28 protein-coding genes, 1 tRNA gene and 1 pseudogene are annotated in these 26,180 nt (G+C 61.7%); 14 read left to right on the plus strand and 16 right to left on the minus strand.

Annotated features, from left to right (window positions below; all coding sequences use genetic code 11):
- The first annotated feature begins 100 nt into the window (after window positions 1–100).
- A complete protein-coding gene (locus tag ACOYYX_RS09285) occupies window positions 101–757 on the plus strand; it encodes a TetR/AcrR family transcriptional regulator (protein WP_422929649.1) in 657 nt (218 codons plus the stop codon).
- Window positions 758–827: 70 nt separating this feature from the next.
- Entirely contained in the window at window positions 828–1,814 is a 987-nt protein-coding gene (locus tag ACOYYX_RS09290; protein ID WP_422929650.1) for an IS701 family transposase, read from the plus strand.
- 160 nt (window positions 1,815–1,974) lie between these two features.
- Here the strand turns inward: ACOYYX_RS09290 and ACOYYX_RS09295 are convergent, their stop codons facing one another.
- Complete coding sequence (locus tag ACOYYX_RS09295) at window positions 1,975–2,292, minus strand: DoxX family protein (RefSeq protein WP_422929651.1); 318 nt, start codon at window positions 2,290–2,292, stop codon at window positions 1,975–1,977.
- 47 nt (window positions 2,293–2,339) lie between these two features.
- On the opposite strand from ACOYYX_RS09295, the gene ACOYYX_RS09300 reads away from it, so the two are divergent.
- Together ACOYYX_RS09300 and ACOYYX_RS09305 are read left to right on the plus strand one after the other, a co-directional pair.
- On the plus strand, window positions 2,340–3,461 hold the full coding sequence (locus ACOYYX_RS09300; RefSeq protein ID WP_422931607.1) for an IS701 family transposase: 1,122 nt from the start codon (window positions 2,340–2,342) through the stop codon (window positions 3,459–3,461).
- An 11-nt stretch (window positions 3,462–3,472) separates the two neighbouring features.
- Complete coding sequence (locus ACOYYX_RS09305; RefSeq protein ID WP_422923208.1) at window positions 3,473–3,622, plus strand: hypothetical protein; 150 nt, start codon at window positions 3,473–3,475, stop codon at window positions 3,620–3,622.
- A 307-nt stretch (window positions 3,623–3,929) separates the two neighbouring features.
- On the opposite strand, the pseudogene tnpC reads toward ACOYYX_RS09305, so the two are convergent.
- Both tnpC and ACOYYX_RS09315 read right to left on the minus strand, forming a co-directional pair.
- Window positions 3,930–5,379, minus strand: a pseudogene (tnpC, locus tag ACOYYX_RS09310) (IS66 family transposase).
- Window positions 5,380–5,465: 86 nt separating this feature from the next.
- On the minus strand, window positions 5,466–6,452 hold the full coding sequence (locus ACOYYX_RS09315) for an IS701 family transposase (RefSeq protein ID WP_422929652.1): 987 nt from the start codon (window positions 6,450–6,452) through the stop codon (window positions 5,466–5,468).
- Window positions 6,453–6,524: 72 nt separating this feature from the next.
- Between ACOYYX_RS09315 and ACOYYX_RS09320 the strand changes: the two genes are divergently transcribed.
- From ACOYYX_RS09320 to ACOYYX_RS09340, 5 genes are all read left to right on the plus strand, one after another.
- The gene (locus tag ACOYYX_RS09320; protein ID WP_422929653.1) at window positions 6,525–6,965 is read left to right on the plus strand and encodes a winged helix-turn-helix transcriptional regulator; all 441 of its coding nucleotides are present in this window, start codon (window positions 6,525–6,527) and stop codon (window positions 6,963–6,965) included.
- 344 nt (window positions 6,966–7,309) lie between these two features.
- Window positions 7,310–7,555 carry a hypothetical protein gene (locus tag ACOYYX_RS09325; protein WP_422929654.1) on the plus strand — a complete coding sequence of 82 codons (246 nt, stop codon included), beginning with the start codon at window positions 7,310–7,312 and terminating at the stop codon, window positions 7,553–7,555.
- Between the two features lie 98 nt (window positions 7,556–7,653).
- Window positions 7,654–8,073 carry a hypothetical protein gene (locus ACOYYX_RS09330; RefSeq protein ID WP_422929655.1) on the plus strand — a complete coding sequence of 140 codons (420 nt, stop codon included), beginning with the start codon at window positions 7,654–7,656 and terminating at the stop codon, window positions 8,071–8,073.
- A 136-nt stretch (window positions 8,074–8,209) separates the two neighbouring features.
- The gene (locus ACOYYX_RS09335; protein WP_422929656.1) at window positions 8,210–8,668 is read left to right on the plus strand and encodes a hypothetical protein; all 459 of its coding nucleotides are present in this window, start codon (window positions 8,210–8,212) and stop codon (window positions 8,666–8,668) included.
- Between the two features lie 115 nt (window positions 8,669–8,783).
- Window positions 8,784–8,927 (plus strand): hypothetical protein, encoded by a 144-nt coding sequence (locus tag ACOYYX_RS09340; RefSeq protein ID WP_422929657.1) that lies wholly within the window; start codon window positions 8,784–8,786, stop codon window positions 8,925–8,927.
- Between the two features lie 208 nt (window positions 8,928–9,135).
- Here ACOYYX_RS09340 and ACOYYX_RS09345 read toward each other — a convergent pair.
- The 12 genes from ACOYYX_RS09345 to ACOYYX_RS09400 all read right to left on the minus strand — a co-directional run bounded on the left by ACOYYX_RS09345 (window position 9,136) and on the right by ACOYYX_RS09400 (window position 16,442).
- A tRNA-Ser gene (locus tag ACOYYX_RS09345) sits at window positions 9,136–9,222 on the minus strand.
- A gap of 238 nt (window positions 9,223–9,460) precedes the next feature.
- Window positions 9,461–9,679 (minus strand): hypothetical protein, encoded by a 219-nt coding sequence (locus tag ACOYYX_RS09350; RefSeq protein WP_422929658.1) that lies wholly within the window; start codon window positions 9,677–9,679, stop codon window positions 9,461–9,463.
- A 130-nt stretch (window positions 9,680–9,809) separates the two neighbouring features.
- Complete coding sequence (locus ACOYYX_RS09355) at window positions 9,810–9,956, minus strand: hypothetical protein (protein ID WP_422929659.1); 147 nt, start codon at window positions 9,954–9,956, stop codon at window positions 9,810–9,812.
- The gene (locus ACOYYX_RS09360; protein ID WP_422929660.1) at window positions 9,943–10,455 is read right to left on the minus strand and encodes a hypothetical protein; all 513 of its coding nucleotides are present in this window, start codon (window positions 10,453–10,455) and stop codon (window positions 9,943–9,945) included. Before ACOYYX_RS09360 ends, ACOYYX_RS09355 begins: the two co-directional genes overlap by 14 nt.
- 2 nt (window positions 10,456–10,457) lie before the next feature.
- A complete protein-coding gene (locus tag ACOYYX_RS09365; RefSeq protein WP_422929661.1) occupies window positions 10,458–10,640 on the minus strand; it encodes a hypothetical protein in 183 nt (60 codons plus the stop codon).
- 44 nt (window positions 10,641–10,684) lie between these two features.
- Entirely contained in the window at window positions 10,685–11,374 is a 690-nt protein-coding gene (locus ACOYYX_RS09370) for a hypothetical protein (RefSeq protein WP_422929662.1), read from the minus strand.
- 26 nt (window positions 11,375–11,400) lie between these two features.
- Window positions 11,401–11,832 carry a hypothetical protein gene (locus ACOYYX_RS09375; RefSeq protein WP_422929663.1) on the minus strand — a complete coding sequence of 144 codons (432 nt, stop codon included), beginning with the start codon at window positions 11,830–11,832 and terminating at the stop codon, window positions 11,401–11,403.
- A gap of 59 nt (window positions 11,833–11,891) precedes the next feature.
- Window positions 11,892–12,284 carry a hypothetical protein gene (locus ACOYYX_RS09380; RefSeq protein ID WP_422929664.1) on the minus strand — a complete coding sequence of 131 codons (393 nt, stop codon included), beginning with the start codon at window positions 12,282–12,284 and terminating at the stop codon, window positions 11,892–11,894.
- A gap of 21 nt (window positions 12,285–12,305) precedes the next feature.
- Window positions 12,306–12,860 (minus strand): hypothetical protein, encoded by a 555-nt coding sequence (locus ACOYYX_RS09385; protein WP_422929665.1) that lies wholly within the window; start codon window positions 12,858–12,860, stop codon window positions 12,306–12,308.
- Window positions 12,861–12,862: 2 nt separating this feature from the next.
- Window positions 12,863–14,299, minus strand: coding sequence for a type IV secretory system conjugative DNA transfer family protein (locus tag ACOYYX_RS09390; protein ID WP_422929666.1), 1,437 nt, complete (start codon window positions 14,297–14,299; stop codon window positions 12,863–12,865).
- 184 nt (window positions 14,300–14,483) lie between these two features.
- The gene (locus ACOYYX_RS09395) at window positions 14,484–15,269 is read right to left on the minus strand and encodes a ParB/RepB/Spo0J family partition protein (RefSeq protein ID WP_422929667.1); all 786 of its coding nucleotides are present in this window, start codon (window positions 15,267–15,269) and stop codon (window positions 14,484–14,486) included.
- A gap of 105 nt (window positions 15,270–15,374) precedes the next feature.
- Complete coding sequence (locus tag ACOYYX_RS09400; protein ID WP_422929668.1) at window positions 15,375–16,442, minus strand: hypothetical protein; 1,068 nt, start codon at window positions 16,440–16,442, stop codon at window positions 15,375–15,377.
- Window positions 16,443–17,082: 640 nt separating this feature from the next.
- On the opposite strand from ACOYYX_RS09400, the gene ACOYYX_RS09405 reads away from it, so the two are divergent.
- Window positions 17,083–17,901 (plus strand): IS5 family transposase, encoded by an 819-nt coding sequence (locus ACOYYX_RS09405; protein WP_422929669.1) that lies wholly within the window; start codon window positions 17,083–17,085, stop codon window positions 17,899–17,901.
- A gap of 966 nt (window positions 17,902–18,867) precedes the next feature.
- Here the strand turns inward: ACOYYX_RS09405 and ACOYYX_RS09410 are convergent.
- Window positions 18,868–20,538 (minus strand): tetratricopeptide repeat-containing sulfotransferase family protein, encoded by a 1,671-nt coding sequence (locus ACOYYX_RS09410; protein ID WP_422929670.1) that lies wholly within the window; start codon window positions 20,536–20,538, stop codon window positions 18,868–18,870.
- A gap of 220 nt (window positions 20,539–20,758) precedes the next feature.
- On the opposite strand from ACOYYX_RS09410, the gene ACOYYX_RS09415 reads away from it, so the two are divergent.
- The 4 genes from ACOYYX_RS09415 (at window position 20,759) to ACOYYX_RS09430 (ending at window position 26,106) form a co-directional block, all read left to right on the plus strand.
- The gene (locus ACOYYX_RS09415; RefSeq protein ID WP_422929671.1) at window positions 20,759–21,787 is read left to right on the plus strand and encodes an IS701 family transposase; all 1,029 of its coding nucleotides are present in this window, start codon (window positions 20,759–20,761) and stop codon (window positions 21,785–21,787) included.
- A 981-nt stretch (window positions 21,788–22,768) separates the two neighbouring features.
- Window positions 22,769–23,830: a hypothetical protein gene (locus tag ACOYYX_RS09420; RefSeq protein WP_422929672.1), complete on the plus strand. Its 1,062-nt coding sequence runs from the start codon at window positions 22,769–22,771 to the stop codon at window positions 23,828–23,830.
- A gap of 104 nt (window positions 23,831–23,934) precedes the next feature.
- Window positions 23,935–25,014, plus strand: a complete 1,080-nt coding sequence (locus ACOYYX_RS09425; protein WP_422929673.1) for a DUF1573 domain-containing protein — start codon at window positions 23,935–23,937, stop codon at window positions 25,012–25,014.
- Between the two features lie 33 nt (window positions 25,015–25,047).
- Window positions 25,048–26,106, plus strand: a complete 1,059-nt coding sequence (locus tag ACOYYX_RS09430; protein ID WP_422931608.1) for a DUF1559 domain-containing protein — start codon at window positions 25,048–25,050, stop codon at window positions 26,104–26,106.
- Window positions 26,107–26,180 lie beyond the last annotated feature (74 nt).

Below are 26,180 nucleotides of genomic sequence, written 5' to 3' on the forward strand. Positions count from 1 at the left end.
GGGCGCGGAGAGTTTGGCTTTCTGTACCCGACGGTACAATGAACTATAGCGGCCCATCAAGGGCCGCCCCCCCCCCCATTTCCCGGAGCCTGGAACCGCCATGCCCTCAGGGCGCGCCCGTCAATTCGACACCGACGAGGCCCTCGACCGGGCCCTGGAAGTCTTCTGGAATCGCGGCTACGAGGGGGCGACGCTCCCGGAACTGACCCGGGCCATGGGCATCAACAAGCCGAGCCTGTACGCCGCCTTTGGTAACAAGGAGCAGTTATTCCACAAGACCCTGGACCGCTACAGGGACGGTCCTCAAGCGTTCCTCTTCGAAGCCTTCGGGAAACCGACCGCACGAGAGGTCGTCGAGGCGATCTTCTCCGGCTTCATCCGCATGCAGCGGGGCGGATCCCGCGGGTGCCTGGTCATCTCGGGGGCGTTGGCCTGCGGCGAGGGATCGGAACCGGTCCGGCAGGAATTGGTCCGACTGCGGAAGGAGACGGTCGCCGCGTTTCAATCGAGGTTCGAGCGGGCCAAGAGGGATGGCGACCTGCCGGCGGATACCGATTGCCCCACTCTCGCGCGGTTCATCACCACGGTCCTGAACGGGCTCGCCGTCCAGGCCGCGAGCGAGGCGACCGAGGAGGAGATGAAACTCGTCGCGGAGTTGGCGATGCGGGCATGGCCGTATGCGGATACCGGCGATGCCCGTCCCCCGAAGCGAAGCAGAGGTTCAAAAAAAGCGAGTCAGCATGGCGATGATCAATGACATAGGAGTTACACAGTAGTTACCGGGAGTTCACGTCTCCCCAAGCTCCCCGTCGTAGTACGATGAGCCCATGTGCCTCGCCAAATGCCGCGACACCGACTACATCGACTTCCTGATCGCTACCCCACGCGCCGTCACCTGCACGGAGGCCGCCAAGGTGCAGCCCGACGCCCCACAGCCACCCGCACACGATGCCTTCACGCGCCTGCTCCGCCGGCTCGAGCCCGACCCGGAAACCCTCTGGCAGGAGGCCCGGCCCATGGTCCACACCAAGGGGGGCGTCCTGGTCGTCGACGACTCCACCCTGGACAAGCCCTACGCCGAGAAGATCGAGCTGGTCAACCGGCACTGGTCGGGCAAGCACAAGGCCGTCGTCTGGGGCATCAACCTCATCACCATGGTCTGGACCGACGGCGATCGGATCACCCCGGTCGACTATCGCATCTACGATAAGGTGCACGACGGCCTCACCAAGAACGACCACTTCCTGGCCATGCTACACGCGGCCAAGGGGCGGGGCTTCGAGCCGAGCTGCGTGGCCTTCGACAGCTGGTACTCGAGCCTGGAGAACCTCAAGGCGGTGCGCGAGCTGGGCTGGACGTTCCTGACCCAGCTGAAGGTCAATCGCAAGGTCGACGTGGCGAGGGCCGGCACCCGCGCCGTGGGCGAGGCGGCGATCGAAGTGTCGGGTACGTTGGCGCATCTGCCGGGGTTCGGCGCGATCCGGGTGTTCAGGGTGGTCTCCCGAGACGGGGACGTTGAATACTGGGCGACGAACGACCTGGCGATGGACGAGCTGGCACGCTTGACGGTCGCCGAGCGGAGCTGGTCGATCGAGACGTATCATCGGGTGCTGAAGCAATGCTGCGGGGTGGAGCGTGCCCAGGTGCGCTCGGCGAGGGGTCAGCGGAACCACATCGGGATGTCGATCCGCGCGTTCCTGCGCCTGGAGCGGAACTTCTTCAGGACGGGGGTCAGCTGGTACGAGGCCAAGGCCCGGATCATCCGCGAAGCCGTGCGCGCCTACATCGCGCAGCCCCTGTACAAGCTGACATGACCGCGTAACTCCTATGACATATGAATCGAGCACATCAGTACCCGACCAGCAGTAGATGGCTCCCCAGCGGGGAGTCTTCGAGCATCCCTTCCCGAGTCGAATCCAACGGGCGACGATCCTCGACCGGGCACAGCCACACCGCGTCCTCCAGGGCTCTCTCTTATTTTTCAATAGCTCCATAAGGCCATTTATATCGCCCCCACGTCACAAACACACAGAGAGCCAGCAGGAAGAAGTTGAAAGGCGTCGATGCCAACTCGCCTCGCGAGGCATGGAAGCCGATCGCCAATATTTGGACCACGGTGCAGCCGAAGGCCGCGAGGACGCCTAAGCCTCGTAGTATGCGAGTCGCCGCCGGTAGCAGGATGCCGATCCCTCCGGCGAAGTCCACCAAAGCTATGAACCGCAGGAAGCCTTCCGATACCTGCCTAGTACTACAGTTGTATTTGAAAGCCTGGCCCCGTAGGATGTTGCGCACGGAGGCCGAGCTATGCAAGCACAACCTGCGGCCGTGGACATCCGCGGCTGGGCCCGCGAGATGGACTCCATCGGCGGGCGCCTGGCCCGCTTCTTCCCCGTTCCGAGCCCCGTCGCCGCGCCATCGCGTATCTCCGGGGGCTCCTCTCCGACGCCCGGCGCAAGAACGGCTGGCAGCTCGCCGAGGAGGCCGGCGACGAGTCCCCCTATGGCGTCCAGCACCTCCTCGGCCGCGCCGACTGGGACGCCGACCGCGTCCGCGACGACCTGGTCGCCTACGCCCGGGAACATCTGGCCGACCCCCGGGGCGTGCTGATCGTCGACGAGACCGGCTTCCTCAAGAAGGGCACGAAATCCGCGGGCGTGCAGCGGCAGTATTCCGGCACCGCCGGCCGGATCGAGAACTGCCAGATCGGGGTCTTCCTGGCCTTCGCCGGCCGCCGAGGGCAGGCGCTCATCGACCGCGAGTTGTACCTGCCGAAGGAGTGGGCCGACGACCCCGACCGCCGCAAGGCGGCCCACATCCCGCCCGAGGAGGGATTCGCCACCAAGCCGCGGCTGGCCGAGCGGATGCTCGAGCGGGCGCGGCGGGCCGGGGTGGTGGCGGCCTGGGTGACCGGCGACGCGGTCTACGGCGGCGACGTACGCCTCCGTCGGGCGTTGGAGGCGGCCGGCCAGCCGTACGTGCTGGCGGTCAGGAGCGACCTGAGGCTCTACGACGGCCGGACTCGAGATCGGGTCGACGCGATCGCCGACCGGCTGCCGGCCCGCGCGTGGCGCCGGGCGAGCGCCGGGGTCGGGTCGAAGGGGCCGCGGTGGTACGACTGGGCGGCCGAGCCGTTCGGCGAGGTCGACGGCCGGGGTTGGCAGCTCCGGCTGCTGGTCCGCAGGAGCCGCGACCGGCCGGAGGAGCGGGCCTACTACCTGTGCCGCGGGCCGGCGGGCACGCCGAGGGCGGAGCTGGCCCGGGTCGCGGGCTCGAGGTGGGCGGTGGAGGAGTGCTTCGAGCGGGCCAAGGGGGATTGCGGGCTGGCCGACTACGAGGTGCGGTCGTGGCCCGGCTGGCATCGGCATGTGACGCTGTCGATGTTCGCGCTGGCGATGCTGGCGGTGATCCGGTCGCGGTCGTCGGCCCGGCCGTCGCCGCGCGAAAAGGGGGCCCGCGGCTGATCCCGCTGACGGTGCCCGAGGTCAGGATCCTCCTGCTCCGGGTGGTGTGGGGCCGGCTGGAACCGGCCGAGCGTGCGCTGGCGTGGTCGGACTGGCGGAGGGCACACCAGCAGCACGCCAAGGAGTGTCACTACAGGAAACGCGGGGCGCGACCTCCGTGATTAAATACAACTGTAGTACTAGTCCACGGCCACATCCTCGAGATGTCGACCACCGGCATGGTCAGCTTCATGTAGCCGGCGATGCAAAAGAGCACACAGATCGCAACTTGAGCGATCCAAAGGGAAATGCTGAGGCCCCTGCTGGGGGCGACGCGCGAAAGACCGGTTGAATCTGTCATCGGGGTTTTCTCGCCTGGGTTCTAAATCTCCGCCTGGTTGTAAAAAGGAACTTGGTATATTTCAAGAACGCACAAACTCCTTACCTAGTTACCAAAAGGTAGCCGTTCACAGGGTGGGATAGGTGAAATCAGGGGACGTTCGATTCAGGCGTGTGGATCGGCAAGAGGGAGGGGGGCGCTTGGCCGCGACGGTCCGCTTCAAAGCAGGTCGTCAGGTAATCCAGCACGTTGCGACCCTGCTGACGACAGGTCGCCACGACCGTCAGCATCCGCTCCACGAACCGACTCCCGTCTACGCTGTCGGTCCCGCCACTGATCCGTCGCCAGATCACCGCGTGTCGCAACGCCCGCTCGACCACGTTGTTCGTCGGCTCGACTCCCTGACTCGCGCGAACGTCCACAGGCCTTCTTCCACCTTCAGGATCTCGAAGCAGGTCGCCGCGGTCTTCGCGCACGAGCACCGCGATCCCTTCTCAAGGGCCTCCTTGACCTCGCTCGCAACCGTCGCATTCGCTCATGGAATTGCCCCCAAGGCACGGTCCCATCGCGCACTCGGTGCCAATGGTGAAACAACCGGTCCGACAACGAGAGCAACGGCCTCCCGATCCGCTCATCATCGCCGCCTCGGTCGATCATGGCCTGGAAGTCGCGCCGCAGATGGGCCCAGCAGGCCTGTCGCCCGAATGCCTTGATCCATTCATACGCGCTGTAGCGGTCGCTCCCGACCGCCTTGTCGCCCTGGCTCCCCAAGAGGGCACGGGCGACCTCGCCGCTGCGGTTCTTGGCGATGGTGAAGGCGGTGCAGGACGAGGTCACCGTCGCCCACAACCAGACCTTGACACGACCCTGACGCCACGACGTCTCGTCGATGTTCACCACGTCGGCATCGTGGACCGAAGTCGCCAGTTCGTTGTATGGGGCCTCCAGGGCCACGGTCGACTGCCGTTCCAGCTTGGAGATCATGCCGGTGGAGATCGACAGGGTGAACAGATCCCTGACCATCTGCTGGATCTGTCGCTTGCTGAGGCGATAGGCCCCGGCGAGTACGGCCAGCACGGCTTGGAGGTAGGGGCCGAAGCAACCGGCAGGGACCCCCGCGGGCAAGGTGCCACACGTCGTCTCGCCGCAACCGAGGCAGATCAAGCGATGGAGCCGATACTCGTCGACGAGCGGCTCGATCTTGGGTAATTCCGCGACTTGATGAATCAGGGGCTCGGGGTCATCGCCCGAGAGCCCTTCACCGCATCGGCGGCAGACGGTCGGCTTGCACTCAGTCGTCGCGCGAATCAGCTCGGGCGGGGCCAACGCGCGGTGAGCCTTGCGATGTCCCGATTGGCCGCCCCGTTTCTTCCCCGTGGAGGGAGTGGGAGGCTTGCGCTTCATCCCGATCGGATCAGAGGAGGGAGGTTTGGACGAATTGGTCGAGTTGAGCTTCAGCCGATTTTCAAGATCCTTGACGCGCGCTTCCAGTTGGGCGAGGCGTTCGTCATAGAACGCGGCGAGCGCGAGGACCGCCGCTTGGACCTCTGGCGAAGCCGTTTCCCACAACGATTCTGGAAGCGGAGGCGTTGGGGCCATGCTGGAAAGATAGTCACGCCATTCGGAAACAACAATCCCAGGCTGTGAACGGCTACACCAAAAGGTAAGTCATAGGAGTTACGCAGTCATGTCAGCTTGTATAGGGGCTGCGCGATGTAGGCCCGCACGGCTCCGCGGATGATCTGGGCCTTAGCCTCGTACCAGCTGACTCCCGTCCTGAAGAAGTTCCGCTCCAGGCGCAGGAACGCGCGGATCGACAGCCCGATGTGATTCCGCTGGCCCCTCGCCGACCGCACCTGGGCTCGCTCCACACCGCAGCATTGCTTCAACACTCGGTGATAGGTCTCCATGCTCCAACTCCGCTCCGACACCGTCAATCGCGCCAGCTCATCCATCCCCAGGTCGTTCGTCGCCCAGTATTCAACGTCCCCGTCTCGGGAGACCACCCTGAACACCCGGATCGCGCCGAACCCCGGCAGATGCGCCAACGTACCCGACACTTCGATCGCCGCCTCGCCCACGGCGCGGGTGCCGGCCCTCGCCACGTCGACCTTGCGATTGACCTTCAGCTGGGTCAGGAACGTCCAGCCCAGCTCGCGCACCGCCTTGAGGTTCTCCAGGCTCGAGTACCAGCTGTCGAAGGCCACGCAGCTCGGCTCGAAGCCCCGCCCCTTGGCCGCGTGTAGCATGGCCAGGAAGTGGTCGTTCTTGGTGAGGCCGTCGTGCACCTTATCGTAGATGCGATAGTCGACCGGGGTGATCCGATCGCCGTCGGTCCAGACCATGGTGATGAGGTTGATGCCCCAGACGACGGCCTTGTGCTTGCCCGACCAGTGCCGGTTGACCAGCTCGATCTTCTCGGCGTAGGGCTTGTCCAGGGTGGAGTCGTCGACGACCAGGACGCCCCCCTTGGTGTGGACCATGGGCCGGGCCTCCTGCCAGAGGGTTTCCGGGTCGGGCTCGAGCCGGCGGAGCAGGCGCGTGAAGGCATCGTGTGCGGGTGGCTGTGGGGCGTCGGGCTGCACCTTGGCGGCCTCCGTGCAGGTGACGGCGCGTGGGGTAGCGATCAGGAAGTCGATGTAGTCGGTGTCGCGGCATTTGGCGAGGCACATGGGCTCATCGTACTACGACGGGGAGCTTGGGGAGACGTGGACGCCCGACAACTACTGCGTAACTCCTAAGTCATGAAAAAATCCAAAGAGAATCTGCCGGAGCCGCTCGACTCCGTCCCTTGGGAATCGGCGGCACGCCACTGCCCCGTCCGCGATCTGCTGGCACACCTGGGCGACAAGTGGAGCATGCTGGTCCTGGTCGCGTTGGCGCGACATCCGGAAAGCAAACTCCGCTTTTCAGAACTCAAGAAGAGTGTGGACGGCATCTCGCAGCGGATGCTGTCGACCACTCTTCGCTACCTGGAGCGTGATGGCATCTTGACGCGGCGACCATACCCAGAGGTCCCGCCGCGTGTGGAATATACGCTGAGCGAGCGGGGCCGTCGCCTTTTGGTGCCGGTCGAGGCGATCGTCACTTGGGTGCAGGATGAATGGCCGGCAATTGAGAAGTCTCGCAACGAATATGACAACAGATGTGAAACACATAAGGACAATCAACCGGCGACTGACTGAGGGCGGAGAGACATGAGCACGCTCGGCGGCAGCTTCTCAGGGCTGTCTCAAACCGGTGAGGCCAGAAAACGAAGAGCGCCCGAGATCCATCTCGGAAGGCTCATCGTGGGATGAGGTCGCCTGTGATGAAGGACGACGTGGGAAGGGTAGCAAGTTGTTAGCCACGACGATAGCCGCCCAGGCGTTGATCGTCGGCCGTGGCGACGCGTAAATTTTCTTCGATAGATTGCTTTCCCGAATCGGTGAAATAACGTCTCGGGGCATTTCCGGGATTCAGAGTATCTCCTCAAGGTTGTCGTCGGCCGGTCCTCCACACATCTGGGAATTTTGCATCGAGCTTGGCGATGGTCTCTTCGTCTGCCCCCCAGATCGCCAAGGCCGACGGGATCGAGGAGGTGGACGGCAAGTGGGAATTCAAGCCTGCGGATGCACTATCCGTCACGTTCCCCGACGCCAAGCCGCGGGAAATCCTGCCGGGGGAATTCATCGCGGCGCCGGGGGCGAGGACGTATCGGATCGAGGGATGCGACGAAGGCATCCTGAGGATCCGGAAGAAGGCCGCCGATAAATCGCCACGCCGATCGCCATGACCCGGTCCGCGTTGCGTGGGATATTCCGGGTGCTAGACTGGCTGTAATTCGCGATGATCGACCGCCGAACAATCCATGCGCACCCGAGATATATCACCATGGCCGCCGCCAAGAAGCCGAAACCCCGCAAGCCCCCCGAGCAGGTCGCCATCGAGGCCACGACGACCGAGAAGACCTTCCCGCCCGTCTCCAAGGCCGAAGCCGTCCGTCGGGCGGTCGCCGCGGGCAACGAGCGCCCCGCCGAGGGCGTGGACTACGTCCTCGACGAGTTCGGCATCGAGATGGACAACAAGACGTTCAGCCTGAACAAGGCCCAGCAGAAGTCGCGCGACGCCAGGAAGGCCGAGTCGGCCCCGAGGGTCGAGGGCGGCCGCCCCATCGATGGCATCCTGGCACCTCCGCCGAGGAAGGCCCCGTCGGGCGGGGGCGACCTGATCGACGTGATGGAGCGGATGAAGCCGTTGGTCGCGCAGCACGGCGCGGAGCAGGTGAAGCGGCTGGCCGACTTGCTGGGGTGATGCCCGATCGCAAGCCCGGACTCGACGAGTCCGGGTCATATTTACTCGCGGCCCTCCCGGGCTCGCGAACGCTTGCGCGAGGCCCCCGGATCCATTATCCTCGCCCGCGATGACAGACGATCCCGATACCCCCGGCATGATCGGCCCTTCGCCCTCCGAGCGCGGCCTGCCCGCCGTGCCCGCCGACGCGGCGTGGCACGCGGTGCAAACCACCAGGGAGTGGCGGGAAGTGGCCGCGTCCTACGTCGAGCGGCGGATGGGGGAACTCGGCATCCCCTGCGGCAAGATCGGCGCGGATGACCCCCGGGCCGGCAAGCCTTGGGGTGTCTTCGATCCCGAGGAGAAGACGGGGGGCAGCATCTCCACCGGCATCGTCATCGATTCCGGCGTGCTGAACCCCGACCTCCTCGGAGGGAAGAAGGGCGGCAGGCTTTGGTGGGCGGCGAATCTCCGCGACGGGATCGACGCGATCATCGCCCACGAATGGGCGGAAGACCGGACCTTGGGCCATGACGCGGCACTGGAAGAAGCGGCCCGGACCGCGCTGCCGGTCACCGAGGGGGCGCGGCGGATCCTGAAGGTGATGGCGCGATAGCCCGCCCCAGGCCCCGCGCGTAATCCCATCCCTCCCGCGTGAACCGATAGAACTGCTCGCGGCCGCCGCTGAACGTATGGACGGCGACCATGAGGCCGGCGCGGGCCAGCGCGCGATGCGGCTCGCGGTTGGCATCATCCACCGGGAGCTCGCCCTGCTCGACGTGGCGCAGGAGCAGGGCGGCGGCCTGGGACAGCGTGATCTGTTCGAGCATGGGATCCTCCTCGCCCGATTCTACGCCGTCGCGTCGGGGCCGTAAATGCGGACGGATTGGCGCGGGCGGGGGATGATCGGCCGGGAGGAGGCGGGTCGGTTCGCCGTACCAAACCGGATGCCGCGCCTTCATCCGCGGGACGCCCGTCCTGATTGGTGCAGGGATTGGTACAGGGCCGATTGGTGCAAGAAAAAGGCCAGGATCGCGTGGCCGATGGCGCGACGCAAATCCTGGCCTTGTAAGCACTTGCAAGCGGAGAGGGAGGGATTCGAACCCTCGGTACGTGTTACCGTACACGGCATTTCCAGTGCCGCACCTTCGGCCTCTCGGTCACCTCTCCAGGCCTAACTAACTCTAGTCCATCGGACGGGTTGCGTCAATCTCGTTTCGGCAGGATTTTGGCAACACCGGCCTTGGCAACGGTTTTGGCAACGATCGGGGCGTTGCCACCGTGCTATCAGGTTAACCTGGGATGCGGCACTTTGGCAATCCCCTCCCGGTCGGGGCCGATCGCACACGCGAGCGACCTCTCCCGGACGCTGGGTTGGCAACGGATTTGGAAACGGCGGGTCCGGTCTTCAGTGTCCGGCGATCGGCAGAGGGGCAGGGCCGAGGGGGGCGGTTTTCGGCACGTCCCCGTCCCCCGCGACCCGGGCCTCGCGAAATCCCTCGAGCCGGCCCCGCAAGGCCTCCTCGAGCAGGAGGCAGAGGATGATCCTGGCGATTTCCGCCGACCGCAGGTCGAGATACGGGGCCAGCTCGCAGGCATCGTCGTCCTCCTCCTCGAATCCGATCATGGGCCTCCCCCGTCGGCGGACGCCACTCCTTGGTCCATGATCGCGCCGGCCTCATGCCGTCGCATCGGGATGATCCGCGTCCACGGCCCCGGCGCAAGCACCCCGGGGCCCTCGGAACCTCTAGTGGGGCTTACACCCGGGCTGCGGGCAGGGGGGGGATGAAGGCGCAGCCCTTGAGCACGCCGTCGAGCGAGGGGTCGGCCGCGTACCGCTGCAGTCTTCTCGGGCCTGAGATCACGCCCGTCATCGCCTCGTTTCCTGATTCAGCATGGTTCATCGCTCGGTCCCCTCGTCATGTCCTTGCGCCGGGGGCTCGCGGACGCGTCGTGCATCCGGTCGTACCTGACGCCGTCGTCGTGCAGGATCTGCTGCGCGGCGTCATCCCGCCATACGCGGAAGATCCTCTCCTGCACATCCTCCGCATGACCTTGCCGCTCCGTTCCGGCGACCTGGCCGACGGGCTCCCGCCCCGCCGCGACGGAAGCCATCCAGGTATTGCGATCCTCGCCATCGAGGACGCGCTCCTCGACAACCCGCCTCTCGGCTTGCGTGAAGCCTTCCCAGTCGACCTGCCGGTCGAGGAGGGTTCTCCGCCGGGCCCGATCCAGTTCGGGCCACGCGTCCCACCCTACGGTGATGCCGTCAATATGGGGCGGCGGGGCCGCGTCGCCCGGCCGGGGCATGGCGGGGTAGGGCTCCCCATGCCGGTCGTAACGCGCCCCGGTCAGATGCCCGACCTGGGCGACGACGGAGGCCACTTGTTCTTTCGTGGGCATGATTAATTCCTCGAAGGCGTCTGCCTCGACTCGGCGAGCTCCTCCTCGGCGAGGTTCATCGCGTCCAGCACGATGAAGAGGATCCTCCCGAAGAGGATGTGCTTGGGCATGTCGCCGCCCGCCAGCGTGTTGCAAATCTGGGCGGCGGCGGCCGCCGCCCAGTCGTATCGGGGCCCGTTTTCCATCCGATGCTCGCTTTCCGCCACGGGGGCATCCGGCCTCGCGCGGATCAGCGCACCATCCGCGACCCCGGCGGCAGGACCACCGGCGGCGCCGGCGTGTTCACGCCATCGAGGAATCGCCCCAAATCACGCTGCCGCATCTCCTCCTGCAGCTCGATCCGCTGCCATTCGCTCGCCATGTACATATCCATCTCCCGCTGGGCATTGATATTCCTCATCCTGATCTCTCGCTTGCGGGCCAGCGCCCTGGCCTTGGCCTCGGCGGCCTTGCGCGCCTCCTCGGCCTCCAGCCTCGCCTCCTCGGCCCGCCGCGCCTCGTCGGGGTCGATCTCCTTGGGCGCGGGCAGGTCGATCTTGGGCAGGAGCTTGGACAGGTCGGGCAGCTTGAGCCCCGAGAGGTCGGGCAGCTTGAACCTGGGCAGCTTCATAGGCTCGCTCGCGACCGCGACCGGCGGCGGCGGCGCGGGGGGCGCCTCGAAGAAGGCCATCCTGGAGGCGACGTAAATCAACAGCCCCGCGGGCAGCAGTGCCAGGGCGGCGACATATCCCATCCGGGCCTGCTGGCTCTTGAGCTTCAGGGGCATCGACAGGACGTCGAGCAGGATGGTGGGCAAATTCACGATCAGCGACAGCGAGAAGATGCCCGCGATGATGACGACCGCCCACTGCGACCAGCTCATCATGCCGGCGATGTTCCAGAACAGGCTCTTCAAGGCGCCCATCACGATGCTTTCCACGTCGGTTCCTCCTAGGGATTAAAGGGTCAGGGGTGGGGGTTGAGATCACGCCGCGAGTGCCGATCGTCCCGGTGCGGCCCCGGTGCGAGGGCGGTGTGGCCGAGCAACGCCTGCCCGATCGCGTCGCGGGCCGATCCCGGCGCCTCGCAGGCGGAGGCCCAGATCAGCCTGATCCCCGCGCCCATCAAATAGGCCGAGACGAGGAATTGGATGGGGATGTACATCGCCGCGATGCCGCAGACGACGAAGAGCGTCCCGCGGATCGGCCGCAGCCAGATCCAACGCGGGATGCTGGGCTGCAGCGACGAGAAGCCGTAGGCGAGCGCCAGGGCGGAGAAGAGCGCGACCTGCCCGCGGATCAGCCAACCCGGCGGGCCGACCCCCCACAGCCACAGGCACAAGCTGCCCGCGGCCAGCGACAGGACGCTCACGAGGCATGACAGCGTAAACACTTTCATGGAAGCTCCTCCGTAATAATTACGCAAACTACCGCAGAAAATTCTGATTTTACGCCCGATTACCGCTCTACCCCCTGATCCTGCTCCCGGCCATAGACGCTGCCCCGCGCGGCCTGGGCATCGAGCAGCTGGTCGTAGCCCTGAGCCTGGTTCTGGGCCTGTCCTTGGCCCGTCCCCCGCAGCTCATCCGTGGTGATCTGCGGCGTGGGATTCATGGGCGAGCCCATCTCGGCCGCGTGCTCGCCCTGGCCGAAATAGGACTCATTCATGGTCTGGCGGATGTCCTTGACCGCCTCGCGGAACATCGCGTCGAACTGGGCCCCGAATGACGGGCCCTGCCGCGCCGGCTCGGGGGCCTCCCGGCCGGGCGGCTCCGCTGCGGGCTGCTGGAGATTGGCCATGTCGGCGCGTGCGTGCCGGACGACCGCATCCTGGATCTCGGGATCTGCCATCGCATCATCCTCCTCGAGTTATCACCATTCGTTGTGCCTGAAACGTTCCGCCATCGCCTCCTGCTCGATCGCGGCGTCGTGCATCCTGCGGACCCTGCGGCTCATGGCCGCCAGGTCGCTCAAGTGGACGAAGACCAGGGAGATGAAGCCGCAGGCCACGAAGAGCCCCAGCGGCTCCGAGGCGTGCCGCAGGGTGAGGCCGACCCACAGGACCAGGAATGGCTCGACGAGGAAGGCCATGCGCCGGTCCCTCACCCTCAGGAAACGCATCACCAGGGCCGGGTCGCCCTGATACAGGGAATGCACCGACCGGTCCGAGCGGGTCCGCTGGAAGATGACCGCGAAGAGCCAGGCGGCCATGTAGGCCAGCATGTCGGTGCATTTCGCGAAGCCCGCGAAGCAGAACATCGCGACCAGCCCGATCGGACCGCCGAAGGCGTAGGCGCGGACGCCGACGCCGCGGCGCATGAATGGCAGGATGCAGATGGCATGGACGGCCATCAGCGTGTACAACGCATCGAATCCCTCCGTGAACTTCACTTTGTCCGATGGCTTCGGCTCATTGCTCTCTCGCATGTTCACTCCTGCTTGAAGGCGACCCTCAGGTAGTTGTCCCCCGTCGAGAACGGCTCGCCCGTCCTGATGACGATGCCGTCGACCGCCTTCCCGGCCCCGCCCGAGCGCAGGCCCGAGAGGAAGACGCCGGGCTGGAGCACGGGCTGGTAGTTCTGGCTGAAGCTGCCCCGGAAGCCGCCGTCCCCGAAGAGCTCGTCGCCCATGCCCTTGTAGCCGCCGTCCGAACCGCCGGGCATCGCCTCGAGCCGCTTGCCCAGCAGGGACGAGAAATATTCGGCCGACTCGGAGTCTCCCAGAGTATGGATGATCTTATGTCCGAAATTGGTCATCAAAGCGTTGGCCTGGTGCTGGCCGGCGCGTCCGCCCACGGACTCGTACATGCTGTGGATGCTCTGGGTGAGCACGACCATGCAGCCGAGATGGCTGCGGCATTCGGCCAGGAACGCCGCGTCGTAGCTGTTGGCGACCTTCTGAAACTCGTCGCACCAGATGACGAGCGTCGCGCCGTCGGGCGAGGCCTTGCGGCGCAGGATCTGCCGCTGCACGACGTACTTGATCCCGCAATTCACGACGGTCGCCGAGGCGTCGCCCGCGACAATCGGCATGTTGACCAGGATCCATTTGCGGTCCGCCATGACCGACGGGCTCAGGTTTGTCGTCGAGGCGATGAGGTCGCGCACCACCCCGGTGTTGAAGACGTGCAGCAGGCCCATGACGCCCGCGTTGATGCTGCTCCTGGTGCGGTCGTTGAGCCGCGGGATCTCGCCCGTCCAGTACTGGGTGGCGAGCTCGCAGTCGTGCTGCTCGATAGCCGACTTGCTGCGGCCGTAGGCCGCCCGGCTGAGCCGGGCGTGGAACCCGCCGCGCCAGGCCGCGTCCGCCATCTCCTCCACCGTGCTGGCGGCGCCCCCGATAAACCTCTGGACGTCCCAGGGGTCGCACCTGCCGGTCGCAGCCTTGACGATCTCGATGGCGTTGAAGATCTGCCGCCGGTTCTGCTCCTTCCAGAACGGGTCCTGGCCATCGCCCGAGGCGCGGCCCAGCGTCTCCTGGATCGTGACCATGCATTGGGTGAGCTGGCGCGTGTCGGCGCCGTTCTTCAGCTCCTCATCGAGGATATTGCAGCGATATTCCCCCGCCGGCTCGATGACGTAGAGGTCGCCGGACCTGCCGGCGCCCGAGAAGATCCTCTCGATGTCATCCTTGTCCTCGGGCTTGGAGGCGATGAAGAGGCCCCCCGTATTGGGATGGCCCACGATGGCACGCATCAGGGCCTTGCCGCTGCCCGACGACTTGCCGCTGCCGGTCTGGCCGCCGATGAAGACCGAACGCACGAGGTCGCGCACGACGAATGCGTCTTTCTTGCTCCAATGCAGCAGCGCCGACTCGAGCGGATCGGCCTGCCTCCTCCGGCGGAACATGGCGAGATGTCTCCCCATAGGACGTTTCCTTTCATGATGGCACGTTCACGGGACCTGCCGAGGCGATCGGCGGGCGCGCCGGGGCCCGGGCCCGCGGCACGAGGCGGCGGGCGTACATGCCGGGCACGTATGCGACGGGACGGGGGGGAAAGGGAGTAAGCGGATGCGGGCGGGCGTTTCCGCGTCGATAGATCGCAGGGGCTCAGCTGGCCCGGGCGATATCCTTCATCGCCGACTGGAAGCTCTTGGCCGTGATCCCCTTCTTCACCGCCTCGCGCATGGCCTTCATGGCCTCGTTCAGCAGCTCGATGGCCTCCTCGAGGCTGACCTCGGCCCCCGAGACGGTGATCACCTGCCCGGAGGGCAGGGGGCAGCGGATCTTGGCGGCCTTGACGGCCTGCCCGCCGCCTCGCCCCCGGCCGGCACGCTTCAGCTCCTTGAGCGTGCCGCCGTTCAAGCGCGTCTGGAGGGCCACGAGCTGGTCATCCTCGGCCAGCTTGGCCAATTCGTTGCAGTCCGAGAGCGTGATCCGCCCAGCCTTGAGGGCCTCCTGGGCGGCCCTGCAGCATCTCGAGGGCGACAGGATGTGGGTCACGCCCGAGGGGTCGATCTGCAGCCTGCCTGCGATGTCCTTGAGCAGCAGCGAGGAGTCGGACGTATGGAGGCCAAGGACCGCCTGCCATTGCTCGTAGCCCGAGAGCCCCCTGCGGTGGAAGGCCGTCACCAGACCGGCCTCCAGCAGCTCGCCGTCGGTGAGGTCGTCCTCGGTGACGAAGACGTCGACCTCGGTCTCGCCGAGCAGCCCCAGGCCCTCCGTGCGGCGATGCCCGTCGACCAAGGTCATGTCGGGCCGGCAGACGATGGGGTGGATGGCACGCGCCAGCCACGACCTGGCGAGCGCCTTGAGCTCCTCTTCGCCGCCCGGGTGGCGACGCAGCGAGTAACGGCGCAGGGAGGACAGCGGGACGCGGACGTGCTTGCCCTTCATCGATGTCTCCTCGGAGGTGTTCTGAACCAATGTGGATACGGACGGGGGACGGGCCGGCGTGGGGGGACGCCGGTGATGCGACTGTCGGCTCGTCTTCAGGGGGGGTCAGATGAGGCCGATCGAGCGGTCTTCGCGACGCCAATGCGCCCGGTTGCAGATGAGATACGCCCGGACCGTGAGCCGGCTTATGTCGTAGGACACGCGGTCCTTCCAGATCCGACTGCCGCCGTCCTTGTGATGGCCCAGCATCATCATCGGGTTGGGGGTGTCCTTCATGCAGGCGCCGGTGGGTTTGTAGCCGTGCTTACGCAGCAACTCGCCATAATAAGCACAGCAGCAGGGCGAGAGCGACATCGGCCGCAGCGGCCGCGCGTTGCGCACATAATAGGCGACCTGGTAGAAGACCGACCTCGCCTGGGCCAAAGTCTTATCGTGATTGGCGATGTCGACGCGCTCGGCGTCGCTCATGCCATGCATGTAGATGAAGCGGGAGGAGGGCAGCAGGTCGTCCTGCGTGAGATCGCTGTCGAACAGCTCGCCGGCAGCCATGGCCCGCCACGCCCGCTCCTTGAGCGGCAGGGCCACCGAGATGCCGATCCGCTCCTCGCCCCTCAAGTAGAACATCACGGTGCGGAACATCCCGTCGAGGCGAGTGACCTCGCGCATCCAGCGGGCGTATTCCTGCCGGGTCCTGCGCATGAACCGCTCGCCGCGGGCGATGCAGGAATCGACATCCATCGGCTCGCCCGGGCCCGCCAGCTTCCAGCCGACGGTGTCGAGCTCCATCCCGGCCGCCAGCAGCGAATCCTTGACGGGGTTGTGCAGGTACATCAGGTCGTTGTCCTGCAGCCGCTCGGCCAGCGCGTCGAGCGTCTTGTTGGGGGTGTCCCAGACCCCAAGCGAGGGCGAATTGGTCGCATCAACCAGGGCCTCAGCCGCCTCGATCTCGAGCAGGCCGAGCACCTCGCGCAGATACTCCACGAACGCCTCGCCGATGACGCGATCGACGGGCCTGCCGGCCCGCAGCGCGGGGAATTTGCGCTCGACCTCGCCGCGATGTCCCTTGACGTCGCGGAAGAATCGCTTGAACTGGCGCACCTTGGGCCACAGGCGAGGGTTGGCGTCGAACCGCCGCCTCGTCTCGTCGGAGAGCCGCACATATTTACTCGTCATAGTTTTGTATCTCTCATCGCGTCTTCGCGGATCGCAATGTGATTATTCTGGCCTTACCAAGATCGGTCAAGATAAGGCGTGCCTGAAATTTAAGGCCAGTTGCTGCGCAGCGCCGGGGCGTTGCGCGCAACGCTCCCGGACTTCCACTTGACAGGCGAGGAGATCAGTGCGAACGGTTATGGGTAACCATGTCGCGGTTTCAATATGGCAAAGCCAGCACCAGCGGGATCTCGCCCAGGGGCGAGGCCACTAGGGGTTTCGCGTGGCGAGCAAAACGGCGCCGCTCGGATTGCGCGTCGTCTGAACGCTGAGAGTCACGCTTGGGCCTAATGTGTTGAGTCACGCTCTCCGCAAGCGTCCAGTTAGGAGAGCTTATACAGCTTTGCTTCGATTTCTCGAGCGAACCACCCGCGGAATGGAAGCGGCCTCTCGCCGACCAGGGGTTCGATCGCATGGAAGTGAGTGCCCGCTGGGTCTCGCACCTCTCGCAGGTGCAGGTCGACGCCGCGTTTCGCCTCACCGGTGAATTTTCGGGCAAGTCGAGGTAATAGGATTTAGAGGCCCTAACAGAATTGGTTTTGAGGCACGGCATATGCGGAGCATTGGGGTGGTCGTAACGATCCACCTGGAACCCTTTATCATGGCCAAGCCCCTGTTGCCAGATGCGTTGAGGGACCGGATCAAACCACTGCTGCCTCCTCCCCCGAAGCCCAAGCGGCCCGACCGTCCCGGACGCCATCGCCTCGGCGACCGCAGGGCCATGATCGGCATCCTCTTCGTGCTCAAGACCGGCATCAACTGGGAAGACCTGCCGATGGAGATGGGCTGCGGCAGCGGCATGACCTGCTGGCGACGCCTGGACGAGTGGACCCGGGCCGGCGTCTGGTCGAAGTTGCACGAGCTCCTCCTGGCCGAGCTGGAGTATGCCCACAAGATCGACTGGTCGAGGGCGGCGGTGGACAGCTCGCACGCCCGGGCCCGGGGCGGCGGCGAGAGGACCGGCCCCAGCCCGGTGGATCGGCGCAAGAGGGGGAGCAAGCACCACATTGTCGTCGACGGCAAGGGGACGCCGCTGGCGGCGACCGTAACGGCGGGCAACTACCCCGACGTGAAGGAGTTGGAGGCGGTGGTCGATGCGGTGCCGCCGGTGCGTGGCAAGGCGGGCCGACCCAGGCGTCGGCCTCTGGTGCTCTACGCCGACCGGGCCTATGACTCGAAGCGGCACCGCCAGCAGATGAGGCGGCGTGGGATCAAGCCGAAGTTTGCCAGGCGGAAGACCGAGCACGGCAGCGGGCTGGGGGTGTATCGCTGTGTCAGCGAGCGGACATTGTCCTGGCTGCACGGTATGGGGCGGCTGCGGGTGAGGAAAGACCGGAAGGCGGCGATCCATCAGGAATTCCTCGCCATCGGTTGCTCTATCATCTGTTTCAGTCAGCTAGCCCAGAACCAACTTTGTTAGGGCCTCTTATAACTGCGACACAACCATCTCGCGCAAACCCAGAGGGCGCTTCGGGTAACTCTGATTGAGATTGCGTCTCCGGAGCGACGTAGGCCTGGCCGAACATAAACTTAGCGGAGATCGAGCCTTCGGCGGCGGCGAGGCAACGGGCCCGAGCCCGGTGGATCGCGATCGGCGTGGCACCAAGCACGCGGTGATGGTCAACAAGTCGGGGGGAGCAGTTCCCGCCGGTGATCCTCGACTTCCCGAAGGTCGGTGGGACGCTGGGCCCGCCCAAGGAACTGCCCGACGAGGCCTACGCCGGCCAGGGCTAGACAGCGGGCCGTTGAGACCGTTGCTCCACCTGCTGGGGATCGAGCCGCGCATCGTCTAGCGGAGGAGGGAGAATGGCAGCGGCCTGGGCACGGTCCGATGGGTGGTGGAGGCGGACGATTAGTTGGTTCAAGGGACTGCATCGGCTGCGGGTGAGGTATGACAGGCTTGGCGTGATCATGGACGCCTGGGCGACGCTGGCCGCCAGCATGATCTGCTTCCGCATATAGTCGGATCCGGAGCAACCGGGGCTCGTAAGTCGCTGCCCAACTCAAGTCATGAGGGCGACGACCCATAATACGACTCGACCGGAACGAAAGACGACGAAACCTTCAATCCCGGCCATGGGTGCCCAGTTCCATCTCGGGGTACGCAGTCGCCGAAATTCGTCGTCAGGTTAAATGATCACGCTCGAATTCCTGCTAGTGCCCTTGCTCAGGGCAAGCTGAACCTCGTCGTCAGGGACACGTTCACCAAGGAGATCCAATGGACTCACCCCGGCGATCGGGATCTCCTCGGATAGGATCGGTTCCGGAAGTAACCGCAATCGCATCGGAAGACTCGGGGCAGACTAACTAGCTATGAAATCTCGCCGACGGCTCCCCATATCATTAAATTTTCAAGGCGGTTTTGTCGGAGAAGATTAGAAGAGGATTAGACACCACGTTGATTTGGAAAATATCCGATCAGCTCTCCGATGTGCTTCTCGTAATTCTTCCAACGCTTGACCGATCTCGTATAGACAGGGGATTTGACCTGGAACGTGCTCGCGGTATGAACCACTCGCTCAGTGCGATGGAACTCGAGACAATTGGTATCCCAGGAAAGTCCACAGAACCTAAGAAGTTCCCGAATATGACGTTCGGGCGACGCCACCAAATCCTCGTAATCAATCTGATGAATACTCTCTGCCATAACCTCTTTCCAATGTGCCATGATCCGGGAGTGCTGAATATAGACAGAAGCGAGCTTCGAGAAATCGCTTGCAAAAGCAATATCGGCGAAGTTCTGAAAATAACACGACAGACATGTATCTATTGGGTCACGCTTGCAATAGATAAACCGCGCATTCGGAAAAATAATACTGATGAAACCGGCCTCCAAGAAATTCATTGGCAATTTGTCAGTGAAGGCAATTTTTCCCGTGCCTTTGATCCTAATAAAATCCAAATAATCATTCGCGAGCTTGTCGATCTCATCGGAATCGAGGTGAGCAACACAATTTGGATATCCGGCTCCCGATCGATGCGTTTCATCAAGGTAGTTGGTCATGTTTGGAATCGCAATGCATTCCCCGATCGCGAGTACGCCCGGATGGCTGGCCAGAATCTGCTCGACGAGAGTGGTGCCGGACCGCGGCATACCGATGATAAAGACCGGAGTCGGATCCATTCGATCGCCGGTGCTCCTGCGCTTCAGTTCGAGCATTTTTCTATCGTAAAACCGCATCCGAACATCAGTTTCTCTCTCACGCTCGGCCGTATCGAACTTCATCCCATTAAGTCGATTGCCCTCCGCAAAATGAAGAAATGCACGATCATAATCCTTAACGGAATCATAAGCCTGTCCTAGAAACATGTGGAAGTTACGACGCAAAAAAATAGAATGGGGCTTCTTCGAGAGTATCGCCTCGACATGCTGAAAATGGGGATGGTTTCTCTCACGGTAAAATCGCAAGCCAGCAAGCTGAACATAGGCGAACGGACTCGAGGGGGCGACACGCGTCGCCTCTAGAAGAATGGAAATAGCTTCATCTTTTCGGCCCTGATCGGAAAGGTTATGAGCAAGGCACATCAATGCACCGTAGAGCTTCGCGTCCTTTGCAACCGCGCTTCTAAGTAATTCATTTGATTCCTCGAGTTTGTTCTCGTAGCGAAGAAGAACTCCTTTGAAAAACTCTATGTGTTCTTGTGACTTACAGATGCGTTCATAACGCTCGATGTAGATCAACGCGGCATTCACTTCCTTTCGTCGGAGGAGCATGTCTATCAGCTCAAGGTATCCCAACACCTCGTCCTGGTGCTCCTCCACCCACTTCGCGACGAGGTCCATCGCGCGATCGAAGTAGCCAATATGCCAGCAAAGCCCTTTGAGGCCGCTCATCGCATCGCGATCCGTCGGATCCAGTTCCAAGATGAGCATAAAGATAATCACAGCGTTCTCGTGGCGACCCGACAGGCCATGGGACAAGGCGATCTTGTGGAGCTTGGCGACTACGCGGCCTTTAATGGCGGCATTCGAGCAAGTTGCTTTAGCCAATCGTGTCAGGAACGAAACCAACCTCAACCTCGCCACCCCAACACTTTCTCGCAATCGTATGCTCATACAGACTCCGTTTACCTTCTGGCAATCTCATAGCCGGCGTAAAAGTGAAGAAAATCTTCCCGGGAAAATGCCTTAGGCTCGTGGAAAATCGAGAAAGTTGGACGACAAGAAACCCAACGAGGCCAACATTTCATGCTGGGAATGACGATATATCATTGGAAAATAATCATTTTCGAAGACGTGACGTCCTTAGGAGTTACGCAGTAGTGGCCTTGCGTCCATGGAGGGTCGGGCGGCCTCGGCTGGTATGATGGGATTTATGAAAAACGATGTTAAATGTCAGGATACGAACTACATCGACTTCCTCATCGCCAGCCCCAAGTCCTTCTCCTGCACGGAGGCCGCCAAGGTGCAACCCGAGTCGCAGGACGCCCCCGCACACGATGCCTTCACCCGGCTCCTCCGCCGCCTCGAGCCCGATCCCGAGACCTTGTGGGCCGAGGCTCGCCCCCTGGTCTCCCTCGAGGGAGGCCTCCTCGTCCTCGACGATTCCACCCTCGATAAGCCCTACGCCCATAAGATCGACCTGGTCAGCCGACACTGGTCCGGGAAGCACCACGCCGTCGTCCGCGGCATCAACCTCACCACCCTGCTGTGGACCGACGGCGACCGCCATATCCCCTGCGACTACCGGATTTACGACCACGAGCACGACGGGCTGACCAAGAACGACCATTTCCGCAACATGCTCCGGGCGGCTAAGTCGCGGGGTCTCGCCCCCGACTGTGTCGCCTTCGACGGCTGGTACAGTGCCCTGGAGAATCTGAAGCTGATCCGCGGCTTGAACTGGCATTGGCTGACGCGGCTGAAGATCAATCGCCGGGTTAATCTCGACCGGCAGGGCAACAAGGCCGTCGGCGAGACGGCGATCGAGGCCGCCGGCACGATCGTCCATCTGGAAGGTTACGGCCTGATTCGTGTCTTCAGGATCGTCTCCCGAGACGGAGACACTGAGCACTGGGCGACCGACGACCTGGCGATGGACGAGCTGACGCGGTTGGTGCTGGCCGAGCGGACGTGGGCGATTGAGAACTATCACCGGGGCCTGAAGCAGTGCTGCGGGGTCGAGCGATGCCAGGCCCGGGTAGGTCGGGCGCAGCGCAACCACATCGGGATGGCGATCCGGGCCTTCCTGCGGCTGGAGCGTCATTTCTATGCCACCGGGGTGAGTTGGTACGAGGCCAAGGCACGAATCATCCGGGGAGCCGTCAGGGCTTATATCGCTCAACCCTTGTACAAACTTCCATGACCGCGTAACTCCTAGTCCTTTTCAAATCCGTCGGACAATCCACGAGTCTACAAGGCAAATACCTCACAGAAAAATCAGACTATCTAGGCCTATGGCTTCTTGACAAGATCAATCGGGCAACTTAGACTTTCCCCGCCTAGACATTTCGCTCTTCGCGTCAGACCTCAGCAAAGAGAGGTAAGTATGCGTCGCATTTTGCTGGTCGATTGTTTAGCCGGCGCGTTGGCTGTCTTGTGGGCAGGGGCGGTGACTAACGCTGCGCTTCCTGTCTTCGAGAGAGTCGTCCACGCCGGGCCCTTACCCGGGAACCTGTGCGCGCCTGGTAATCCCATTGTAAAGGCATGCCCAGCGACAGTGTCTAACTGTTCAAGCTGCACCGGCCGAAATTGGAGTTGTCAAGCTGCAAGACCCTCTGACAGCTGCACGACAGGTCGCAAATGCATAGGCTCAACATCTTCTTCCGGACTGCCTTGTACGTGCAACGTGTTCGCATGCTGATCCACGGGGCTTCTCACGAACACGATTTTACGAAACGATGCCGTAACCTGTATGTGATATCCAACGGCGCGTTTCGTCGATTCCACGGGAAATGAATGACGTATTTCGTCCGATTTTCGTCATCCGGCGAACTCGGATGGAAATGTTGTCATAAGATTAGTGATTTCTTCTCGCACCAGCCACCAATAAGCTTCAACTGATTCCCCCATCTAGGGGAAGTCAGCCTAGGCTTTGATCTCGTTAACATCCCCCCTCACCGTTTTTCGATCTGTCACTCACATTCCATGCGCGGACACAGGCTGCATTCTTCCAGCTTCTGCTTGGGATTGCAGGACCGACTTCGAAGTCGCCTTTGAGCGTCGCCTCGAATTCCAAACCATCCCGAAGGGTTGCGCCTTGGGTGGCCGCTGACATGCGGCGTCGATTTTGATGGCTTCCCGTAGAGCCCCTGTGCCCGCGCTCTTGATATTATAGGACAGTCGCATGTTCAATTTTATTTTGCTTACAGGCGTCATCGGATTTCAGGCCAGTGACCCCGACGCAATCATCCGTCGGCACGAACAATCTTTGCAGCAAATCCATTCATTGAAATTAAACATTCGGTTTAAGGTTTCGCAGGATAAGGGAAAGACGTGGTCACCCGTCTATGAATCATCTATAGTGAAGAGCGGCTCAAGTGAACGCATTCACACACGTACTGATGGCCACGTGACGGATGGGGAGTGGGCAGAGGACCATGATTCTCGACATGTCGACTTTGGATATTATTCCGGCTACTCGCACGCCCTTTATAACTACGATCCGGAAAATCCACCCAAAATCCCGATAAAGGATACTCGCATCAGCGGTAATATCAGGCCATCGATGGCGGTAGGACCTTATGGCAGGAAGTTGCTGTGGAGCCGCAGCCTTTTGTTCATTCCAGACAAGAAATATTCGCTGAAGGAACTCTACAAATCGGCTCAGAAGAAAACTGTTACGGCAAGGAGGGAGGAGGATGGGATGCTCGCCTGGGACTTCGACCTAGCAATGCCTAACGGCAAAACGTCTTATATTTTAACAGTATCTCAAAAACATAACTACTTGATCACTAAAAAGAACGTTGTGGCTCCTCGCCTTAAAGGGGCTGGTCTACGAAGGTCAACATCTGAGGTTGTAGACTTCTATGACAATATTACTCCAGGCATATCGATCCCAAAGCTGATCCGTGGAAGCTCCGATGTTCAGCCAGATAGGTCTGTAGAGTTGACAATCAGTGACGTTGAAGTCAATAAGCCGATCTCCGAGGCCGAACTTTCGCTCAATTTCCCTACCGGTGCAATCGTGACGGACGAGACTAAGAAGGTATTTTACGTCTGGGGCAAAGAAGAATCAGGCAAAGCTTATTCACATAAACAAATTCTTGGATATCTGAATGATCTACGAAGAGGACACTCCAGCACAACACAAAGCCGTGGGAATCTCGTAAGCCTCCTCGTCATCCTGGGTTTGACCGCCGCCCTCCTGGGTGTGATCGCTGCGAGGAGACGAATGTCGCCAGCTTGAAAGCGTCGAAAGTTCTAATTTAGCATCCGTCTCCAGTACATCGGTCTTCGACAACGTGATCCAAACATTTCTTGCCTCGTGGTCCGTCTCGGAGTGACAATCCAATGGAAATCGTGAGCCCCAAACTAGACAAAGTGCGCCGTCCTATCCTCAAATCATGCATGATAGCAATTTCATACCTGGTGATCGCCTGCTCGACGATTCTTGTTGTGAACTCTTTATGGAAGCATCCCAAGGCGACTCTGAATATCGAACGAATAGAGCCTCGGTCGTTGGATCAAATCTTTGAAGTGAACCACATGATTAATGTGAAATATCGGATGCATAATCCCACCGACACACCGTTATCTGTCAAATCTATACGTACCTCCTGCTCTTGCGCCGTCGTTCAGACCGACAAAAGGGTTTTCCCGCTAACGATCGCGCCAGGCCAATCTGCGCTCTTCACGCTTCAGGCCAGCACCAGGCCCGATGGCCCTGCACAGACTTTCTCAATGCTCATCGATGTGGCAAGGCCCGGCCAAGCACCCACATCGCTCCGTGAGGATTTGACCTTGCGCGTTCATGACAGGCTTAAGGCAAATCCAAGTGAGATCGTCGTCTTAGAGGCCACTCCCGGGCAAAAAGTTAATCACAAGGTAGCTCTATTCACGCACTCCTCGCCAAATCCCATCACGCACCCTACCCTGCGAGTCTCCGATCCCGATCGGATCTCCGCAAAATTTCTCCCGACGGTCTCTGATGATTCCAAGCGGATACTCGAAGATTTTAAGGCTCATTTCGAGATCGCGGTGACCATAACCCCTCCTCCTCATAGTCAGAACTATCAAGGTCGCGTAGATGTTCTAAACGGTAATGAAATTGAGGTCTCAATCCCCCTGAAAGTGAGCCAAGCTCAAAATTTTCGACTCTCCCAGGATCAACTCGAAATTGACACACTGCCCGGTGAGCTTTTATCGAGACGCCTCTTTTACGAGGGAATCAATCCGGGATGGCAGGATCTCAAACTCACCGAAACACCGGATTGGGCCTCTGTAACCATTGGCCAATTTGATGCCCGTTCTAAAACCCTCGACATCACCATCCGTACGCCTGACGCTTCCAAGCGAATTGACACGTCGCTCATCCTTTCTGCCGGTGAATCATCACACATCGTGAAAATCCCTCTCATTTTTAGGGATTAACCAGTAATGACGAGACTTTCTTGTTTGAAACCCATGGCCAATTCGCACCGTGGCATCGGTCGTGGGTTCACGCTGGTCGAGTTGTTGGTCGTGCTGAGCATTATTGGGATCCTGGCGGGATTATTGATTCCCGCCGTGCAGTCTGCCCGCGAGTCTTCCCGGCGACTGCAATGTACTAATAATCTGAAGCAGATCGGCCTGGGGCTCTCCTCTTATCACGACAGCAACAACTGCCTACCGATTGGCCGAATGCCGACTTACGATCGTCGGTTTGCTGGTAACAATCCTCCGTGCACTTCGGGTATGCTCGATAAGAGCTATCAAATTCAGATCCTGCCGTTCATCGAGCAAGCGTCGTTGTACTCTGCCATCAACCAGACGCTTACTATATTTGGGCGTGAGAATAGATCTGCCTTTTCCGTCTCTGTCAGTAGTTTTGCATGTCCTTCCGATGTCGATTCCGGCCATCCGCGAGCCATGAACATGGAACAGCTTCGTCAACATAGTTTAGCTGCTTCCGAGGAGCAGCTTGAAGCAGTATTCACGAGCTACCCTGCTTGTTTTGGATCACTTCCCCTGTTGGCGATACCCTCTTCACTTAACAACTGCCACGTGGATCGTCATGCGTACGCTCAAGTAAACGGGTCTATTAACGATCTCTCCCCTATTACGCTGGCAATGATTTCCGATGGTTTATCGCATACGGTATTCGCCGCTGAGCGTGCGACGACCTATCTTCGCAATCGAAATGATTCTTCCCACGACCTCTGGGGTTGGTATTTCAGCGGCAATATCGGTGATACTTTATTCACCGCTTTCCAGCCGCCAAACACAAACAAATCGAACGGCCTCCCGTCAAGTGGTTGCGCATCGAGTTTTCATCCCAATGGCGTGAATATTTTGCTAGGGGATGGATCAGTTCATTTTCTCAAAGACACAGTCCAAAGTTGGGGTTACGACGCAGAGAAGGGGGGTCCTCCAAGCGCCAATCTAAACATTAATGGTTGGTGGGAAAATCTGCCTCCCGCTGGAGTCTGGCAATCGCTCTGTACTCGCTCTCAAGGCGAGGCTATCCAGGCAACCGAGTATTAGCCCCCTGCGCTTGAGCTTGGTATGGCGTCCTGGCCCGCGGCCGCAGGACCACCATCACATGGATCCGAGCCGCT

The sequence above is a fragment of the Singulisphaera chitinilytica genome (assembly GCF_049331405.1).
Classification (GTDB): Bacteria; Planctomycetota; Planctomycetia; order Isosphaerales; family Isosphaeraceae; genus PoT.